This window comes from Weissella sp. MSCH1, assembly GCF_045799135.1.
Taxonomy (GTDB): domain Bacteria; phylum Bacillota; class Bacilli; order Lactobacillales; family Lactobacillaceae; genus Weissella.
Map to the genome: position 1 here is coordinate 50194 of NZ_JBJMBA010000033.1, position 19316 is coordinate 69509.

Here is a 19316-nt window from a genome sequence, read left to right on the forward strand (position 1 = left end):
CGTTATTACTCCTTCTTTGATTGTTGTCTTCGCGCACGCAGTTCGGCAAGCGCATTTTTAGCCGCCGTTGCATCTTCAGTCGAAACCGCCGTTGCTTTTTGATTTTCCCAATCCGGACGGGTCTCCTTAACAACCGGTTCCTTACGCTGCCAACGTTTTGCCCCCGACTTACCACTTTGTTGTGCTTTTTCTTGTCTTTGCTTCGTTCGCTTCTGAAGATAAGTCATCGCATCAACTGCTGTCGTGACACCGGCTTGTGCCCAGTCGTTCACAATTGTTTGTAGCAACGCTTTGCTAAGATTCGTACGCTTTTCAACAACTGTAAGTTCGAACAACATGATATTAAGGACTTCCGGCTTAATCTTATCCAGCTGCGCAATATCATTCAAAGCCCGCACTTCATTATCAGTCACAAACCCGCCTGCATTCTCACGGAGACTCTTAAGAAAAACCAACGGGGCGGTTGTCCGAGCGGTTTGAATAATTCCAGCTGCCGGATTGCTAGTCGCCACTGGTTCATTAGGCGTTGTCGTTTTAGGCTGACTTTCAGTTACCTGTTGAACAGCATCTGAAACACGCTGTCCTTGCTCGTATGTTCGCCGTAATGTTTGGCGTAAATTCGTAATGCTTAGCTTACCGGAAGCATCGACCGTCCCCTGAATCAACCGCACCAATTCGACATCACTCAAGCCATAGAGACTCTTTTGAATAATTAAATCCGCTTGGTTTTGACGTAGGTCGTTTTGTGTAATACCGAAAGACTGCAACATATCAGCCATCAAGGTAATGTTCAGCTGCTGATCACTCGCGGCAATTTCACGTTGCAACGTTGACTTTGTATCATCACTCTGGAACGGAGCGGCTGGCAATCGTTGGAAGGATTCTTGCCCCATCATATCGAAGAAGGACTTTGAGACATTTTGCCCAGGAATTGTCGTTTCATTGGGCTTAGTTTCAGCAATTAGCCGCTCGAATGAATCATCCCCCAGATAGTGATGCAACAAACTTGATAACATGATATCTGCCAAAAATGCTTTCATTGCCATTGGTGGGAACAATTGATACGCCCATTGTACGCCAAAACTGGTTTCTTGCTGATAGGTTTTCAGTAGTCCCATTCCCTCAAGCTTTTCACGGGCAGTCAAAAACGTTTGCTGACTCATGGCTAGTTCATCCAACAAATCAGCATGTTGATTGGCGGCATCCGTGGATTCGCCAAGCATCGCCCAGTTTAAGTACAAAGTAAATGCGTCTCGTCCAATGATTGGCAAATAAACCTTAGTCAATGACTGAACGGCAGCTAAATTGATAGGTTCATCGTAAATCAAACGATAGCGCTGACGAATACTAAATTCAGTCATCCCATTTGCTCCTTTTAATGCAAAATTTGTGCTAACACGGCATCCACTTGTGCATAGGTTTCAGCAATTGTGCCAGCATTATCAATAACATAATCAGCCAACTGGCGTTTCTCGGCCAAAGACATCTGCGAGTTAATCCGCTTTAAAGCGGCCTCTTCAGACAGATTATTACGTGCCATGAGCCGTTGCTTTTGCACCTCTTCCGGCACACTAACAACCATTACCGCATCGGCGCCGGCAGCGTTATTTCCTTCTAATAATAGTGGGATGTCCAATACAATTAGTGGTTCTCCTGCAGCTTCATGTGCGGCAATTTGCGCCCGCATGGATGCTTGTACCCGCGGATGCGTGATGGCATTCAATTGCTGCAATTTGGCGGGATTACCAAAGACAACTGACCCAAGTGCCTGACGATTGAGCGTACCGTCAGCCAGCAACATCTCTTCTCCAAAGGTTGCCACAATCTCAGCTAAAGCAGGCTCACCGGGCATAACAATCTCACGTGCAATGACGTCTGCATCTAACACCGGGATGTGTTGCTCTTTGAAGTGTGTTGATACCGTTGACTTACCAGTGGCAATCCCACCGGTCAATCCTAATTTAAACATGTTTTAATCCTTTTCTACTTGGCAAACCGGGCAAAAAGTCGTCCCACGTTGGGCGACTTTCATCTTTTCTAGGGGATGACCACATCGTAAACAAGGTTCACCAACCCGTCCGTAAACTTGTAGCTCATTTTGGAACTCACCAGCTTCCCCGAATGCGGTGGTAAAACTATGCACAGTGGTGCCGTGATGTTCGGTTGCCCGTGCTAATTCAGCAATAATATTGTCCCGAAGTACCGCTAACTCATCTTCAGAAAGTTTATTTGCCGGTGTCAAAGGATGAATCTTTGACTGCCATAGTGTTTCATCAACATAAATATTACCTAATCCAGCAATATGACTTTGATCTAGTAAAAACGGCTTCACGTGCATGCGTGATTTACCAAACTCTGCCACCATATAGGCCAAGCTTAAAGTCGCCTCGGTTGGCTCGGGACCAATTTTGGCTAAGCCAGCAACTTGTAACGCCTCCGTGTCGGGCACTAATTTCATCCGACCGAATTTACGTGTATCACGATACAACAAATCGATGCCATCATCTAAGTGGAAAGTCACTAAATCATGCTTACCCGGCTCGATTCCTGCCGGCACAGTATAATACGCCCCCTCCATTCGTAAGTGAGACACCATGGTCATCCCGCCGGAAAAGCGGAACAGTAAGTATTTACCGCGACGATCAATCGCCTCAATTCGTCGCCCGGCTAGTTCAGCATCAAATTCCTCCGGTGATAGGCCGTCGACTGTTTTCTCCCACCGTACGGCAGTACCTTGTACAGTTCGCCCGACAACTAAGCGGGTTAACCCGCGTCGGACTGTTTCGACTTCTGGCAATTCTGGCATCTGTCTTCATCCCCCTTTGGCATGTGCTCATTAACACTTTATTCCTAGGCTAGCACCCATGGATTAAAGCAAACTTTATGTTTTCGGTATCTTCTAGTCTACCATTTTTCATGTGACTTATTAACCTGGAAATACAAAAATAAGCACTAGCCGAAACTAATGCTTACAGTGTCAGTATGCGATTAAACGTTACTTTGCATCATACCAAGTTTCACCTTCATGCGATGCAACAATCAAAGGGACATCCAATTTCATTGCTGAATCCATGACACGTGGTACAAGCTCATGCAAAATTGGTAATTCTGACTCAGGCGCTTCAAAAATCAATTCGTCGTGTACTTGCAAGAGCATTTTAGCTTGCAAACCAGCGTCACGCAACGCCTTCTCCATGTTAATCATGGCGATTTTAATAATATCAGCCGCTGAGCCTTGAATAGGTGAATTCATGGCTGTGCGTTCAGCAAAACTACGTAAATTGAAATTTTTCGCCTTAATATCTGGCAAGTAACGACGACGATGTGCAATCGTCTCAACATATCCTTGCTCGCGTGCTGCGGCGATAATTTCTTCAGACCACGTCTTCACCCCAGGATATTGTTCAAAGTACGTGTCGATAATTTGCTTAGCTTGCTTTCGTGAGACACCAATATTTTTTGCTAAACCAAAATCAGAAATACCATACACGATACCAAAATTAACCGCCTTGGCTTGACGACGAATGTTACCGTCGACTGTCTCATCCGGACCGATTCCGAAAATACGACGCGCTGTTGCCGCGTGAATATCCTCGCCATTGATAAACGCTTCTTGTAAGTGCTTGTCGCCTGTAATGTGTGCCAAGACACGCAACTCAATCTGTGAATAATCAGCACTTAGAATTCGCCACCCCTTCTCACGTGGTACAAAGGCTTTGCGAATCCGACGTCCTTCTTCAATCCGGACCGGAATATTTTGTAGATTTGGATCGACTGACGACAATCGACCAGTTTGAGTTAGGGTTTGCAGATAACGCGTGTGTACCTTAGAATCCGAACCGTGAATCACACGTAGTAATCCTTCAACGTAAGTCGATTGAATCTTTGCAATTTGACGATAAGCCAAAATCGAGGCAACTAGCGGTACATCGCCCATTTGCTCCAAAACTTCTACGCTTGTTGAATAACCTGTCTTCGTCTTCTTGATTGGGGTGTAACCCATCTCTTCAAATAAGACTACACCTAACTGCTTTGGTGACTGCACGTTAAACTCGTGGCCGGCCTGTTGGTAAATAGTTTGCTCGAGTTCCGCTAACCGCTCAGTCAATTTACTTCGCATCTCAAGTAGCGTATTCGCATCAACTGTAATACCGGTCGCTTCCATATCGGCCAGTACATACGTCAGTGGCAATTCAATGTCATCATACAACTGTGTTTGTTCGTGTTCTGTCAATTTCGCCATCAATGGGTCCTTCAAATATTGAATAGCCATTGCTTTGCGCCCCAAGTGTTCGAAAAGATCCTCATCCGCCTCAGGAATCGCAAATTTAGCGCCTTTACCATAAACTTCTTCATCCGTGCGAACGGCGTAGTAACCATTTTCATGGGCTAAAGCCCCCATATCATTGTTGTTGTCATTTGCGTCAAGCAAGTAGGCAACTAACAACAAATCAAATGCGACGTTAGGCAATGTTAGGCCTAAGCGACGTAATGCAACAATCGTGCCCTTCGCATTAAAGACGTTCTTTTTAACAGTTGGATCTTGTAGAATTCGGTTAACCGGTGTGCCTTGTACCAGCAACTCAATGTCGCGACTCACAAAATAGCCGTGTTCGTTATTACCAATCACAAAACCAACTGGGTTTGCCGTATGATAATTTTCATCATCAAGCTCAAGATAAAAACTAATCTCATCACCAAGCTGTTCAATATGCGTTAGATTAGTGGCCGTTAATGAACGGACTTCCAATGGCGTATTGTTCATATCATGAGCCGGTTCACCATCGTCCCCATTCTGCATACCCGTAGGTACTGGAATGGTATGCCCCTGATTCGCCAACTTTACTAGTTGAGCCTTAAAATCAAGATGTTGATAGAACGGAATAATTGCCTCGTAATCCGGTCCGTTGTACGTCAAACTAGTTAAATCATAATCAACCGGTGCATCCGTCCGAATCGTTGCCAAATCACGCGACAAGAGTGCATCCTCCTTGCCGGCAATCAACTTTTCTTTTTGCTTCGAGGCTTTCATTTCGTCCAGACGTTCATACATTTCAGGAATGGTATGGTATTCCTTCATTAGCTTGATCGCTGTTTTAGGGCCAATACCCGCAACTCCTGGATAATTATCACTTGTGTCGCCTTGCAGCCCCTTCACTTCGACAATTTGGGCTGGTGTGAGACCATCATAGACTTCCGCAACCATTGCAGGCGTATAATGATCAATTTCGCTGATTCCCTTCTTAGTTACCCAAACTGAGACATCATCAGACACCAACTGAGTCATATCACGATCACCGGTCACAATGGTCACCGCATAACCAGCAGCCTCGCCCATGCGAGCCGTTGTCCCAATAATGTCATCAGCTTCGTAACCTGGCAGCTCGTACGACTTAATCCCGTGTAATTCCACCATTTTACGCAACGGTTCAAATTGTTCAACCAATTCTTGTGGTGTCTTATCACGATTACCCTTGTAATCATCAAATTTACCCGTGCGGAAAGTTGTTTTGCCAGCGTCCCAGGCAACTAACGCCAAATCGGGCTTGAATGGATCGACAATTCCATCTAATAGGTTATTAAAGCCAACTAAGGCATTGGTATGAAGGCCTTCATGGTTTACAAAGCGGTCAACCTGATTGATCAGTGCAAAAAATGCCCGAAAAGCCAGGGAATTACCATCAATTAAAAGTAATGTTGGTTTTGCCATTTTCATCTCTTTTCCGGGGATGCCCCCAAACGTTTTGATACTTAATATAGTAACAGAAAAACGGCACCTCCGCAGAGATGCCGTTAATAAAATTAAGTTTAATCGCGTGAGCCGCCAAAAGCCGTGAACAAACGCAAAATATAAATAAACAAATTGATGAAGTCCATGTACAATGACAAGGCACCTGACACAGCCAATCCTTGTGTCAGTGTGGCGTCACCTTGTGAGCCGTACTCAATATACATCGTCTTAAGTCGATTCATATCATAGGCCGTCATAATCGCAAATACGACAACACCGACAACTGACAAGAACAAGTAAACAATGCTGTTAAAGAAAAACATATTGATGATACCGCCAATAATCAAAGCGATTACCGAGCCAAACAAGATGCTTGAAAGTGACGACATCGACTTCTTTGTTGTAAAGCCATACAAGGCCATTCCTGCAAACAACAAAGCCGTTGTGAAGAAAGCAGAGGCAATCATCCCCAAGCTAGTTGTCAATCCAATGACTGCAAAGGTTACACCGTTCAACACAGAGAATCCCATTAGCATTCCGAATGCCTGGCCGGGATTTGTGTACACACGACTAGAAAATAACCAGACAAATCCCATCATCACGGCAAACATCACCAATGATGACATTGTGCTACTAAATATAGCTGCAATTTGTGCGGCAAACAGTGTTACACCAAGATATGCTGTCGCTGCTGTTACTAACAAAGCCAACGCCATGTAGGTGTAAACCTTTTTAAAGAAATCATTTAGACCTGTTGCGTCTGGATTTACCAAACGCGGTCCTTGTTGTTCAAAACCAAAATTATCCATATAGTCTACCTCTTTCGTTGCCCTATTCGGCAATGGTTTGGTGTTTCAATTACTAACCCCATACTATTATTATACCAAAAAACCTTAGTACAACATTAAAAGTCGCACTAAGGTTAAATAATTTTTAAGCTAAAAGCCAATTTGGTTTACTGCAAATTGGTTTGCGTATTTGCCAAAATCTTTTCAAACGCAAATTCTGTATTTTGCAAATCGCCGGCCCCCATAAAGATAAAGACCCCATCTTCATGATCCAACAATGGCGCAACATCAGTTGGTGATACAATCCCACCAAACTTTGAAATTTTAGCCCCTAAGTCTTTTGACGAAATATCGCCCGCTTGCTCACGAGCAGATGCAAAAATTTCCGTTAGATATACTTTGTCTGCGAGTTCAAGTGACTTTGCAAAGTCATCTTGATACGCGATGGTACGTGAGAATGTGTGTGGTTGGAAAACCGCTACCAGCTCACGGCCAGGATACTTTTGACGAGCTGCATCAAGCGTCGCAGTGATTTCTGATGGGTGGTGTGCGTAATCATCAATAATGGTTACGGGGCCGACTTGCTTTTCAGTAAAGCGGCGCTTAACACCCTTAAAAGACAACAACTCCTTGCGAACCAAGTCGCCATCAATCTTTTCAAAGTACGCAACAGCGATCACCGCCAAAGAATTCAAGACACCGTGTTGTCCAAACAAAGGCACTTCAAAGTTACCCAAAAACTCATCATGATAGTAAACATCGAAACTTGAACCAGTTGTTGAACGCTTAATGTCTTTGGCGTAAAAATCATCAGTTTCTGGATTTGTACCATAGAAATAGACGGGCACATCAACTTGCATCTTGCGCAATTGTTCATCATCACCCCAAGCAAAAATCCCCTTCTTGACGTGATTACCAAAGTCTTCAAAAGCGCTCCGAACATCATCAACACCTGTGTAATAATCTGGGTGATCAAAGTCAATGTTCGTCATAATCGCATAGTCTGGCGTGTAGTCTTGGAAGTGTCGACGATATTCGTCCGCCTCGAAAATGAAGAACCGTGCATCTGGCACACCCTTACCTGTACCGTCGCCGATTAAGTATGATGTAGGTGCAATTCCAGCCAAAACGTGGGCCAAAAGACCTGTTGTTGATGTCTTACCGTGTGCCCCTGCAACCCCGATTGATGTGAATTGCTTAACTAGATTTTCAACCATATCTGGGTAAGTAACCAAGTTAATCTGATCACCCAACCCCAACGCAGCCGCTACTTCCACCTGGTCATCATTAAAGGCATTTCCACGAATAACCGTCATACCAGGCTTAATGTTAGCTGCATCGAAACTATACATTGGGATTCCAGCTGCCGCCAATGGCTTTTGCGTGAACGTGTATTCATCAATGTCTGAGCCCGCGACTTGCAAGCCTTGATCATGCAAAATAAGTGCCAATGCACTCATACCTGATCCTTTAATCCCAATAAAGTAGTATAACGTATCCTTGTCCATTATCTATTCTGTCCAATCTGTTTGTAAGTACTTACTATGATACCAAAAAAAGAGCTATTCGGCACGGGTGCCTCAGAGCTCTTTTCATTATTTTTACTTATCAGTTGTCAAAATATTGACTATCACCACGCGCAGCAACACTTGCTTCTTCCGACAAGATATCGTCAAGGCTTAATCCTAAGCCTGTTTTAACTTTGTGTGGCTTAGTGGGCATTGATGCTACGGTTGTTTGCTTGACTGGTGCTGGGTCAACCGTCTTTGACTCCTCTACTAGCGGTTCGACTTCTGGCATTGCGGGCATAACGCGTGGTTGCAACACTTCAACCGTAACTTGATGCCGCGGTGTAACCACAATGGCTTGCGCCGGTGTCTCGACCGTGACTGAAGCCGATGTCAAATCAACAGCATCTGTGTCTTCAGTTGCTAACAAGATATATGAGGTTTTAGCTGCCATTAGAGCTGCTACCTGACCATCATAGGTGTTCATTAAGCGCTCATAAAAAACAATAGGCCGACGATCAACCATACGGTATCACCTCACCTTATTGAAATAATGCTTGTGCTTCCGCTGAACTTGCGTCAAATGGCGTACCAACTTCAGCAAAATCATCCGGCAAAATCAAGGCACCAGGCACTTGTGGTGCGTTAGGCAAACGCAATTCACGACCTGATGTAATCATGCCATTTGAAGCGACACCGCGCAAGGCGCCCGGCCAAATAATTAAGCCAGATGGCATCATCGCACCAACCTTGGCAACAACTACCTTAATGCCTTGACGCATGTTAGGTGAACCTGACACGATTTGAACCCGTTCATCATTATCAACAACCGTCGTTGTAATTTGCAGGTGATCTGAATCTGGATGTGGCTCAGCCTTTTCGACGTAGCCAACGACAAACTTAGGCGTTTCATCAGCAACCAACTCTGCTTCAAAACCAGCTTCAACTAAAACAGCATTTAGCTTAGCGACATCATCTGACGTCAAAAATACTTGACCAACTGTTTCGGGCAAATCCAACATCGTTGACGCATGCAAAAAATTAAAACCAAGCGTCATGTTCTGCTCATCTGCAATGCGGACAACATTCTCTTTTTGTTCAAACGTGTGCTCAGCAGCTGGGGCCGTTAGCACAACTAATACATCACCCATTCCGGCTGGGTTATAGCTGGCAATCAACATATTGTCAGTCTCCATTTCTATTATTAATTAATCACCGTACACAATATCGTGAACGGTTGTCTTATCTAATTTACGAGCAAGGGTTTCAACCAATGCTTGGGCAGCCTCAAAATCAGCCACTGACCAAACCGTCTGGTGCGTGTGAATATAGCGAGAAGCAACCCCCAAGGCAACTGAAGGAATACCGTTATTTTGTGATTGTGCGCCATGTGCGTCCGTACCACCCTTCGCAACAAAGTACTGCAACGGAATGTGGGCATCATTGGCTGTATCAAGCACAAATTCCTTTAGACGTAATGGCATAATGACACCCGGATCAAAGACGCGTAACAAGGCGCCTCCGTCCATTCGGCCTTGCGCCTGATCTGACTTAGTATCATCAGCGGCAGAAGAATCTAAGGCAAAGAATAAATCTGGTTGGAGCTGGTTGACGGCTGGGCCGACCCCTCGCAAGCCGACTTCCTCTTGCACATTAGCGCCCATAATCAAGGTGTTTGGTAACGCGTCATGTTGCAAATTTTCAAGTGCGTTCAAAATTGTCACTAACCCAAAGCGATTATCCCAGCTCTTTGATACAACGCGCTTACCATTGGCCAACATAACAGTTTTGACATCAGGGACAATAAAGTCACCTGGACGAATCCCAAAAGACCATGCTTCGTCTTGTGATGTAAAGCCACCATCAAATAGAATATCTTCAATCTTCGGTGCCCCGTTTTCGCCACCTTCACGTAAGAAGTGTGGTGAGACTGCTGAAGAGACAACTGGATACGATGCGTCACGAGTAAAAAGCGTGAAGCGTTGTGCTGAAACGGTATAAGGATTCCAACCGCCAACCGGTGCTACAACTAACATGCCTCGAGCCGTAACTGCTGTGACAATAAAGCCCACCTCATCTAGGTGTGCCCCAAACATCACACGTGGTGCATCTGCATCCGAATGCTTACGGATACCATATAGGCCACCAAGACCATTCTGCACAACTTCATCAACTAAGGGCGTCAAATCATCGCGAAATGCCTTTCTAACGGCATGTTCTTGACCTGATGTGCCTTGCAGTTCGGTATACTTAACAATTCGATTCCAAATTCGTTCTTCCATCTTGCAATCACACTTTCTAATCTAATTACTTATGTAAGTCTAAAATTGCACGTATCTGTGCTTCCAACATGCCGATTCCGACAACATTTGCACCACCTTCGGGCAAAATAATATCAGCATAACGCTTAGTTGGCTCAACAAATTGGTGGTACATTGGCTTAACTGTCGCCAAATATTGGTTAACCACCGATTCTGTCGTACGGCCACGCTCAACGATATCACGTTGCATCCGACGAATGAAACGCAAATCATCGTCTGTATCAACATAAACCTTAATATCAAGCATATCGCGAAGTTCAGGTTCTGTGAATAACAAAACGCCTTCAACGATGATAACGTCAGCGGCAGCAACTGTCACTGTCTTGTCTGAACGCGTGTGTGCCGCGTAATCGTAAGTTGGTTGCTCAATTGTTTCACGTTGCAACAATTGCTTAAGTTGCGCAATCAACAAATCATTATCTAATGAATCTGGGTGATCGTAGTTTGTCGCAACACGTTGCGTCATACTTTTATCACCTTGATCCTTATAATATGCATCCTGTGGGATCATCACCACAGACTCGCCCTTCAAGCGTTCAATAATTTCGCGGCTAACTGTTGTCTTTCCAGACCCTGAACCACCCGTAACCCCGATAACAACTGGACGTGAGTTAGACATTTTTCAATCCTCTTTCTTCAATACACTTTTTATATTATTACTATTGTAGTGGCAAATTCACTGTAATGGTAGACCCAACGCCAACCTGACTGTCAAGTTCAATCGTTCCTTGCGATTTTGACACCAAATCCTGCACAATTGCTAATCCCAGACCGGTGCCGGGAATTGCTTGGTTCCGCGACTTGTCAATCCGATAAAAACGTTCAAAAATCCGACTTTGCTCTTCACTTGAAATACCTAAGCCAGTATCTTTCACAGCCATCACAAATTCACTAGCCGTCACCATTGCGGCAACCTTTACAAGACCACCTGGCCGATTATACTTAATCGCGTTAACAATTAAGTTCGTCAAAACTTGTCGAACCACACTTTCATCCTGGTTAACTGTAAACGACGGACTAATTTCATTCTGGAGCTGTAATCCTAACGTATCGGCAGCCGCTTTGTTTGCCTCAAAGATTTCTGTCACAATATTTGCAACATTCACAGGTGCTACCTTGGACAAACGTTCTGGTGATTTCGCTAATGCTAGAATGTCTTCAGTCAACGCCAACAGGCGACTTGTCTCATTTTGAATGATATGCAAAAACTCATCTAAAGCCGCCGGATCATCCTTGGCTCCAGCTAACAGTGTCTCAGTGAAACCAGCAATTGCCGTTAAGGGGGTTCGTAATTCATGCGATGCATTAGCAACAAACGCGCTTTGCATGTCCTGCATTTGCGTAACTTCGGTCATATCATATAGCAAAACCAATAGTTCGTGATGTCGTTCGCGTGTTTCGTAGTAGACTAACGAAACATCAAGCATGCGATTATCAAACTTAACTAATTCGCGAACTTGTGTCTCCATTTTTAAAGCCTGCTCCAACAATGAGATTAAGCGGTGATGCTTAATAACGTCCGAATAATCTCGTCCTAGTGCGTCACGGTCAACAGCAAGCATCTCCTGCGCTTGGGCATTCATTTGGATAATCGTGCGTTCTGGTGTAATACGCAACGCACCTAATGGCATATTTGTCATTAGGGCAGCTAAAGTGCTGCCCTGTTGTTGCAACAATTTGATGCGATCGCGATTTAGGCGTTGCACATCATTAATCGCTTCCGCTAGCGGTGCTAACGAGTCGTCAGGTCGCATTAAGATATGACCAGCTCGCGTATTATCAGTATGTAGATCGCGCAGTTTGTCAATAAAAATAGCCATGTGAGCATCACGACGTTGTTGTTGTAAATCCAGAGCCAAAGTTGTGGCACCCGACAAAAACATTGAGAGTAATACCAGCACGTGGAATTTTAATGAGACAACTTGGTCGCCTAATGCAGAGGCCACGAACAAAATCAGCCAAATTAAAACCGCATATAAAAACCAAAAAGCAACGAACTTTTTGGCGTTTTGCATTAATTCTGTATGCATACGGCCCCCTAATCTACCGCTTGATCATCAAACCGGTAGCCAAAGCCACGCACGGTTTTTAAATGAACTGGGTGTTTAGGATCGTCTTCTACCTTATCACGGAGATGCGACAAGTGCATATCAACCATTCGTGTGTCAGGTCCAGCATAATCGTAGCCCCAGACGCCATGCAAAATTGTTTCGCGGTCTAGCACCCGTCCTTCACGATCTGCCATATAAGCCAATAGCTCATATTCCTTCGGTGTTAGCTTTACAATTTCACCCTGCCGTTGCACAACCATCTTGTCAAAATCAATTGTTAAGTTACCAAATTGTTTTAGCTTCGTTGGTGCTTTGGTTACTTGCGGTTCTTGTTGTTTATCCAAACGACGCAAAACCGCCCGAACGCGTGCGATCACTTCACGTGGACTAAATGGCTTCGTGACATAATCGTCCGCCCCGATTTCGAGACCCAAAATCTTGTCAACTTCGTCATCTAAGGCGGTAATCATAATAATTGGAATACGATTCTGTTCGCCTCGCAATTCCCGTGTTAAGTCAACACCGCTCTTACCAGGTAACATGACATCTAGCAGCATCAAATCAATAGCATGATTTGCCAACTGATTTCGTGCCTCGGCACCCGATGTAGCGGTTACAACCTCGAAGCCTGATTTAGTCAGGTTGTATGACAGTAACGTCACCAATGATGGCTCATCATCTACAACTAAAATTGTTGCCATATAACAGACTCCTCAAAATATTAATTACTAATAAGTTTAACACGAAAAGATACTTACGCGCCCGCTAATTCTGAGCCCCAACGCAAAAATGAGCACTTATTTAGTTATCGAAACTAAAAAAGACGATACTAAATCGTCTTTTCCAGTCCGTTATTCAGTTAAATCGTCACCAACGTGCCGACACCACTTTGCGAATCCAAAGCGTATGTTTGGTGTGTTAGTGGATCAGTCACTGTACCGCCCTTGAGCTGCACACCATTAGCATCGAAATAGCGATACTCACCATTAATGCGTTGCAAGCCCGTTACCATTCGTCCCAGCTCATCAAAGTAGTACCATTTCCCATCATGAAAAGCGTAATCTTGTTTGATTTCAGCGCCTGTTGTGCCATTAAAGTAGTGCACACCGTCATTCTCATAGACGAAATCATCTTTTACCTGGTGATTATTAGCGTCAAAGTACAACGTGTCTTGGCCAACCGTAATTTGTCCTCGTGCCAAGTCTCCTGCAGCATCTGCATAAAACCAATGCCCATCTGTATCAAGAATAAACTGTTGCTTCACCAGATTACCACTATTTGCTTCGTAGTAGCGTGCCCGATTATCGTCGGTTCGAATGAGCACGGCTTTTGCTTGGACACCGTTCGCGCCGAAGTATTGTTCATGACCGTCAACGGTTAAGGCCTGGTTGCGGACAACGTTACCATCTGCATCAACCCGGAACGCATTTGCTTGATGGTCAGTAACGTATTGGTTAATAACCAGTCGACCTGTTTTATCATAGTATTGACGTTGACCATCAGCCGTTTGTACGAAAGCATCCGTCAAAGCAACACCATTTGGCAAGAAGAAATATTGATCTTGGTGTACACGTTGCTTACCTGTTACCATGACGCCTTGATCATCAAAATAGTACAGTGCCCCATCGTCATCCATAATAAAGGCATCTCGGGCCGATGTACCACTCAATGTTTCAAAATGATAACCGTCTGCCTCATGATAAAATCCGGTCATCACCGGTTGTCCGAGTAATTGCTTTGGCAAGTTTACATTACCGTCATTTGCCGTCACCTTGTAGTAAGCATTAGTACCATTATCGCGCAGTACATAACCCGCACCACGACCTTGAATTGCGGTACCATTCAAATACTTAGCTGACCATTCTTTAATTTTTACTGAATCATCAATGGTTTGTCCCGTTGAAATTTGACGTGTCGTAAATAAATCAGGATATAGTGCACGTAAGCGCTCAAGGAACTCACCACCGTACTGTTTCTGATACTCACCGCCACCACGAGTACTCGTCACATATAAAATATGTTGGATGTCAGAATGTGTATCTGGCTCCCCCATATTGTTTGTTCGGGTTACTTGTACCAATTCCTTACCAGGTAATGTATACAATTGGTCAGGGACAAAATCAGCCATTACTTGCATGCCATTTGCATGCAACGCTTTGATGACGTTCCGCAAATCCTTATCATCCCCGTATTTAGTTGGCGTACCGAACCCTAGATCATAACGGTCAGTAAAGGCATAGCCATTTTGGATAATCGCATCTAAAAAGGTCCCGTCAGTTGAGGAACGGTATTGTGGGGCTAGCTGCACAGAAGTTATTCCCCAATCGTGTAACTGGTCAGCATGATTGGCTAATACAACGTTGGTGTATGTGTCATGGCTTGTTGGCATAGCCTGAAAATTAGAAAATGCTTCAAAAATCACTTGACTATCCAAAGCCGCATTAGAATGATATGCCGATCCATCTGTTGAATTATTTGTTGACGCAGCAGACCGCGCATCCTGTGTCGCTGGTGCACCAGCAGGTACCCACATCGCCAAGAAGCCTGACACCTGTGGATTCAACACGCCATACACGTCGTGGTTAGTAAAAATTAAATCACCCTTATTATCGGTATAACGAATTGGTGCATCATCGTCATTATAAATAGTTAATCCGGTCGCCGTCGTCAGCACGACTGCTCGGAATGCCTGGTTCGCGTGTGCCAGTCCCATGTGTAGGACCACATTATCTTGCTGTCCCAATTGCAACTTAGGGTTGTTGCTAACAATCAATCCCACACCTTCAGTTCGGGTCTCAGCATTTCCCAAATCATTGGCTGTCATCGCACCCTTACCAAACCGAACGCTAGTCAAGACATCTCGCTTGTCAACCGCCATCGTCTGTCCACCAGCAACATACTTCGTACGTGCTTGTAACATGGCTGAAATCGCATCAAAATAAGGTGATTTTGTCGCCATGAATTGCCCATCATCCGTGTATAAGTCACCATAGTAAACCCGTGGAATAACATCTTTATTCGTTAACAGCATGGCGTATGCAGATGGCATATTGTAATGCGTGTAAGTCTTCACGGCCTTCTTTTGGTCCGCATTGTAAATCTTAAACGCTTCCGCCATTTGTTCTTCCGTCGGCATTAACCCATTTCCTGCTTCAGGATGCAGTTTTGTCACGATTTCAGCAATGACTGTTTGCACTTCACTATCATGGGCACGCACAAATGAATAACTAGGTTGCGCCGTATTTTCTGTATCATCATTGGCTCGGTTGGTGAGATAGAAATCCATAAATCGTGCCATGGTACCACGTTGTGCCTCCGGCTTGGTTAACGACCAAATCAACTGTGTGTGCATGTAATCATCCATCGTCAATTGATCATTGCCATGTGCTTGCATATAGGCCGGATCATTGTGGCTCCAATCCTCAAGTATTGAAAGATGCTTATTTGATGTCGCATCAGTCGTGGCCATGCCATAGGCATCCCGGAAATATTGCGCCGCTAGTTGAAGTAAATCAGCATCGACATTATCGACCGCATCAATTCGTATCGCATCAAAATTTGCATCTGGATCACCTGCTGTAATATCCCCAAAATGCATCAAGTAGTACAACCAATTCAATTGTTCTGCCTGAACTTGTGGATTTGAGTTGTCAACGTCATTAGCCAGCAATAATTCATAACCGCCAAGTGAGTCATCAATGTGATACAAGCGCTCACCAGTCTGATTTGTTGGTGTGCGATTCATGAGGCGATAATCCGAATTAGCGTCTGTGTCGCCATTGTTTTCAAATGTTAGTGCCCCACCTTGCAAATGATCATCATTAACATCTTCACTTGTTTTATTCCACTGTGGTTGTGTCACGACAAACGCAGCCATTAATTCACGTAACCAGGTTGTTGATTGGCGTACTGTGATTTGGTGCTCAATGGCCGCTTGAATAGCATCGGTTGCCGCAGTCAGGGTGGCCTCTGAATCAGTGGCTGACACATTTTTATTTGCCATATCTAATGCGTGATTCATGTAGTTCACGTAATCAGCCTGGGTTTGTTTTGTTGGCCACCAAGTTGCTAACAATGGTCGAAATTCAGTTGGTTGCGATTCACGCCATGTCTGACCATTTTCTAAAATATCCGTTGGTCGATACCACGTATCAGCCGTCAGGTAACCAGCCATCGTATCAAAATCTGCCGGTGTCGTACCATGCGCTGCATTATGCTTGATATTCCCATCAGGAACCGGTTCCGTTTCAGGGTTAAATTCAGGATGATCAGTCGGTTGCGCAACACCCGTTTGATCATCAAAATACATCATTTTGCCATCAACTGACGCGGCGACCCCTTTCAACATCCGACCTTGTTCATCAAAATCATAAACCTTGTTTGCGATTGTCCGAATTCCCGTTACGACACTACCCTGTCCATCGAAATAATACGTATCTCGATTAGCAGTTTGGCCGAAACCATTCTTAATTTGATAACCATTTTGATTAAATCCGTAGATAACACCATTGACTGCTTGTGTTTGTGTCAACGCGCGTCCTTCTTGTCCATCATAGTATGCTCGTTGACCATCACTTTCACGCCAATCACCTTTGACTTGTTTGCCATCGGCGTCAAAGTAAACCCCAAACGTATCAATTGTTTGTCGTCCGACTAACTTTTTCCCAGCTCGATAATAGACCCAATCACCGCCTTCATCATGGTAACCATCTGACACCGCGCTGCTTATCACTGCTGATTCGCTTGTGGCTGTTTTGACTGAAGAAGCTGAACTATTCGTTGCAACCGAACTAACATCTGCGCTCGTTACTGCCGCTGATTGACGGTCATCGTTACCACTGGTTGTTGCCTCTAGTGACGACACAGCTGATGATGACGTTGGCACAGACGAGCTTGCAAATTGTGATCCAGCATCCGGCGCAATCGCACTATCACTCAGGGAGCTTGCACTTGTGGTATCACTTACCGCACTTGCACTTGTACTTGTACTTGCACTTGTACTTGTGCTGTCAACCGTGATGCTGGCACTGTCAGGCAGGTTGCTCGTGACAACACTCTCTGTTTTTACGTCCGCCGCTGAATCTGGTGACTTGGTGGCAACCATGTCATCACTGGTCTGTGTCGCCTCCGTTACACGTTGCTCACTTGGTAATACAGTATCAGCCTGCGCGTTACCAACGAACGCTAACCCAACAAACAAAGCACCGGCAGCTACCCAAAACTTTCCGGACTTATACATCTTCTTTCTAAACTTCTGTGACTCGTCTTGCAAAATTATATCCCCGTATTCTATTCATATCCCCAAGGCCTTGGTGTAAGATTCACCTTAACGCGGGCATAATCTCTCTGTCAATTTTTTCACAATGTCGCTTTAGAACCGGTTCCATTTTATTCATATGCAGGTATAATGTGCCCAGTCAGTCAAATCGATGTTTTTATCCCAATTGCATTTAGTCACAGTCCCCCATCTTTACTCATGCCATCAGCTCCTCGAGTTCCTTTGGGTTTACAACTGTAAATCTAATACAGTTAAAATATAACAAATATACGAAAATAAATTTTTGATATTTCACAAGCCACCATTATTGACAGCCCAAATAAATAAAAAAGTCGCTGAAGCAACAGCGACTAACTGTCAAATCATCGACCTTAAAGATATTATGCTATTCGAAATGTTGCGCATGACGTTTGCTAATGATCTTAATTGCCAGCATGCCGACAACCATCATCGCGCCAAGCAAAAAGACCGTCCATTCGCCTAATTCAGATACCCCGTATCCAAAAGCAATTGTTATGATTGGGGCAAATAAATCTGTCGCAAAGAAAGAAATACCAAATACTCGTCCCAAGTATGCTGGTGCACTCTCTTGTTGACGAACCGTATTGATCTTAATAACAAATGATGCTCGAGCGAACCCATTCAAGATAACTAGACCGATAAACACCCAAATTTCTTGAATGAATGTGCCGATGATAAAAGCCCCACCTAGAACAAACAGATCCCAATACAGCGTATTTAACGAATTGAATTTTGGTAAGCGGGCCAAAATGATGCCCGCAATGATACCCGCAACTGCAGCCAAAGTTAAAGCCGTAGAATATGACGAAGCTGATCCGTGATAATTGTGCTGAATCAGAAATGGCATCGCAATAATAAATCCTTCAAAGAAGAAATTGCTCCACATCGTTAGCAACATCGACTCAAATAATTTTGGCTGGGACAACACGTATTTGTAACCACCCACCAAACTGGCTAGAAATGACTCCGATGGCGTATTAGAATCTTTTGGTTGTGGCTGATATCTAATAGCCAAGTTCAACAAGACCGTGATGACGAGCATCACACCAAACAACTGCAAAAATGTTTGTAAGTTAATCCATTTCAAGTGAAGCAATAGACCACCGACTAGTGGCCCAAAAGCTTGTCCCGTCGAGAAGGCTGCACTGGCCCATGCGTTAAACCGGGCCAGTGCACTCGACTTGATGACATCTGGCAAAATTGCGCGCGCAGCTGGATAAGCAAATGAGACATCCACATTCAAAATGAAGGTTAGTAAAAATAACACCCAGAGTTGGGGCTTAGTCGGATCAATTAACAACGATAACGTTAAAGCCCCGATGGCGCCAAATAAATCTGCGCCTAACAACACCCACTTACGATTAAACCGGTCCAGCACCGAACCAACGTAAACATCATTTAATAGGTAAACTAAAAACCCGAACCCCGTTAACCAGCCTAAAATTTTTGCATTACCATAACTAGATACTAAAAACCAATTCAGGCCAAACCGATAGACGCCATCTCCAAACACCGAAGCAAAATTCGACGCAAGTAGTGGAAAACTAAATTTCGCTAAGCGCTTATCATTTTCAATCATATCAGTTCACCTCCCACCTATAATTCTCTCCAGTTTATC

General features: G+C 44.4%; 14 protein-coding genes. All 14 read right to left on the reverse strand.

Going from position 1 to position 19316, the window contains the following annotated elements:
• Positions 1–5: 5 nt before the first annotated feature.
• The 14 genes from ACJ28U_RS03745 to ACJ28U_RS03810 all read right to left on the reverse strand — a co-directional run bounded on the left by ACJ28U_RS03745 (position 6) and on the right by ACJ28U_RS03810 (position 19277).
• Positions 6–1361 (reverse strand): DnaD domain protein, encoded by a 1356-nt coding sequence (locus ACJ28U_RS03745; protein ID WP_407618420.1) that lies wholly within the window; start codon positions 1359–1361, stop codon positions 6–8.
• A 14-nt stretch (positions 1362–1375) separates the two neighbouring features.
• On the reverse strand, positions 1376–1969 hold the full coding sequence (gene coaE / locus ACJ28U_RS03750) for a dephospho-CoA kinase (RefSeq protein WP_407618421.1): 594 nt from the start codon (positions 1967–1969) through the stop codon (positions 1376–1378).
• A 3-nt stretch (positions 1970–1972) separates the two neighbouring features.
• Complete coding sequence (gene mutM, locus ACJ28U_RS03755; protein ID WP_407618422.1) at positions 1973–2806, reverse strand: bifunctional DNA-formamidopyrimidine glycosylase/DNA-(apurinic or apyrimidinic site) lyase; 834 nt, start codon at positions 2804–2806, stop codon at positions 1973–1975.
• Between the two features lie 189 nt (positions 2807–2995).
• Entirely contained in the window at positions 2996–5710 is a 2715-nt protein-coding gene (polA, locus tag ACJ28U_RS03760; RefSeq protein WP_407618423.1) for a DNA polymerase I, read from the reverse strand.
• A gap of 98 nt (positions 5711–5808) precedes the next feature.
• Entirely contained in the window at positions 5809–6540 is a 732-nt protein-coding gene (locus tag ACJ28U_RS03765; RefSeq protein WP_099088054.1) for a Bax inhibitor-1/YccA family protein, read from the reverse strand.
• A 146-nt stretch (positions 6541–6686) separates the two neighbouring features.
• Entirely contained in the window at positions 6687–8027 is a 1341-nt protein-coding gene (gene murC / locus ACJ28U_RS03770) for a UDP-N-acetylmuramate--L-alanine ligase (RefSeq protein ID WP_099088055.1), read from the reverse strand.
• A 100-nt stretch (positions 8028–8127) separates the two neighbouring features.
• A complete protein-coding gene (locus tag ACJ28U_RS03775) occupies positions 8128–8553 on the reverse strand; it encodes a hypothetical protein (RefSeq protein WP_099088056.1) in 426 nt (141 codons plus the stop codon).
• Between the two features lie 16 nt (positions 8554–8569).
• Entirely contained in the window at positions 8570–9208 is a 639-nt protein-coding gene (gene ytpR / locus ACJ28U_RS03780) for a YtpR family tRNA-binding protein (RefSeq protein ID WP_099088057.1), read from the reverse strand.
• A 27-nt stretch (positions 9209–9235) separates the two neighbouring features.
• On the reverse strand, positions 9236–10309 hold the full coding sequence (gene pepA, locus ACJ28U_RS03785) for a glutamyl aminopeptidase (RefSeq protein ID WP_407618424.1): 1074 nt from the start codon (positions 10307–10309) through the stop codon (positions 9236–9238).
• A 25-nt stretch (positions 10310–10334) separates the two neighbouring features.
• Complete coding sequence (gene udk / locus ACJ28U_RS03790) at positions 10335–10967, reverse strand: uridine kinase (RefSeq protein ID WP_010373641.1); 633 nt, start codon at positions 10965–10967, stop codon at positions 10335–10337.
• Between the two features lie 40 nt (positions 10968–11007).
• Entirely contained in the window at positions 11008–12378 is a 1371-nt protein-coding gene (locus tag ACJ28U_RS03795; protein ID WP_099088059.1) for a cell wall metabolism sensor histidine kinase WalK, read from the reverse strand.
• A gap of 8 nt (positions 12379–12386) precedes the next feature.
• Entirely contained in the window at positions 12387–13100 is a 714-nt protein-coding gene (locus tag ACJ28U_RS03800) for a response regulator transcription factor (RefSeq protein WP_407618425.1), read from the reverse strand.
• 158 nt (positions 13101–13258) lie between these two features.
• Positions 13259–17671 (reverse strand): glycoside hydrolase family 70 protein, encoded by a 4413-nt coding sequence (locus ACJ28U_RS03805; protein ID WP_407618426.1) that lies wholly within the window; start codon positions 17669–17671, stop codon positions 13259–13261.
• A gap of 391 nt (positions 17672–18062) precedes the next feature.
• Entirely contained in the window at positions 18063–19277 is a 1215-nt protein-coding gene (locus ACJ28U_RS03810) for an MFS transporter (protein ID WP_407618427.1), read from the reverse strand.
• Positions 19278–19316: the final 39 nt, after the last annotated feature.

What these genes read in the sequence shown, in the direction of transcription:
- ACJ28U_RS03810 (WP_407618427.1), bottom strand. Translation starts at nt 19,277, where the DNA reads ATGATTGAAAATGATAAGCGCTTAGCGAAATTTAGTTTTCCACTACTT.
- coaE (WP_407618421.1), bottom strand. Translation starts at nt 1,969, where the DNA reads ATGTTTAAATTAGGATTGACCGGTGGGATTGCCACTGGTAAGTCAACG.
- polA (WP_407618423.1), bottom strand. Translation starts at nt 5,710, where the DNA reads ATGGCAAAACCAACATTACTTTTAATTGATGGTAATTCCCTGGCTTTT.
- pepA (WP_407618424.1), bottom strand. Translation starts at nt 10,309, where the DNA reads ATGGAAGAACGAATTTGGAATCGAATTGTTAAGTATACCGAACTGCAA.
- ACJ28U_RS03795 (WP_099088059.1), bottom strand. Translation starts at nt 12,378, where the DNA reads ATGCATACAGAATTAATGCAAAACGCCAAAAAGTTCGTTGCTTTTTGG.
- ACJ28U_RS03800 (WP_407618425.1), bottom strand. Translation starts at nt 13,100, where the DNA reads ATGGCAACAATTTTAGTTGTAGATGATGAGCCATCATTGGTGACGTTA.
- udk (WP_010373641.1), bottom strand. Translation starts at nt 10,967, where the DNA reads ATGTCTAACTCACGTCCAGTTGTTATCGGGGTTACGGGTGGTTCAGGG.
- ACJ28U_RS03765 (WP_099088054.1), bottom strand. Translation starts at nt 6,540, where the DNA reads ATGGATAATTTTGGTTTTGAACAACAAGGACCGCGTTTGGTAAATCCA.
- ACJ28U_RS03745 (WP_407618420.1), bottom strand. Translation starts at nt 1,361, where the DNA reads ATGACTGAATTTAGTATTCGTCAGCGCTATCGTTTGATTTACGATGAA.
- ytpR (WP_099088057.1), bottom strand. Translation starts at nt 9,208, where the DNA reads ATGTTGATTGCCAGCTATAACCCAGCCGGAATGGGTGATGTATTAGTT.
- mutM (WP_407618422.1), bottom strand. Translation starts at nt 2,806, where the DNA reads ATGCCAGAATTGCCAGAAGTCGAAACAGTCCGACGCGGGTTAACCCGC.
- murC (WP_099088055.1), bottom strand. Translation starts at nt 8,027, where the DNA reads ATGGACAAGGATACGTTATACTACTTTATTGGGATTAAAGGATCAGGT.
- ACJ28U_RS03775 (WP_099088056.1), bottom strand. Translation starts at nt 8,553, where the DNA reads ATGGTTGATCGTCGGCCTATTGTTTTTTATGAGCGCTTAATGAACACC.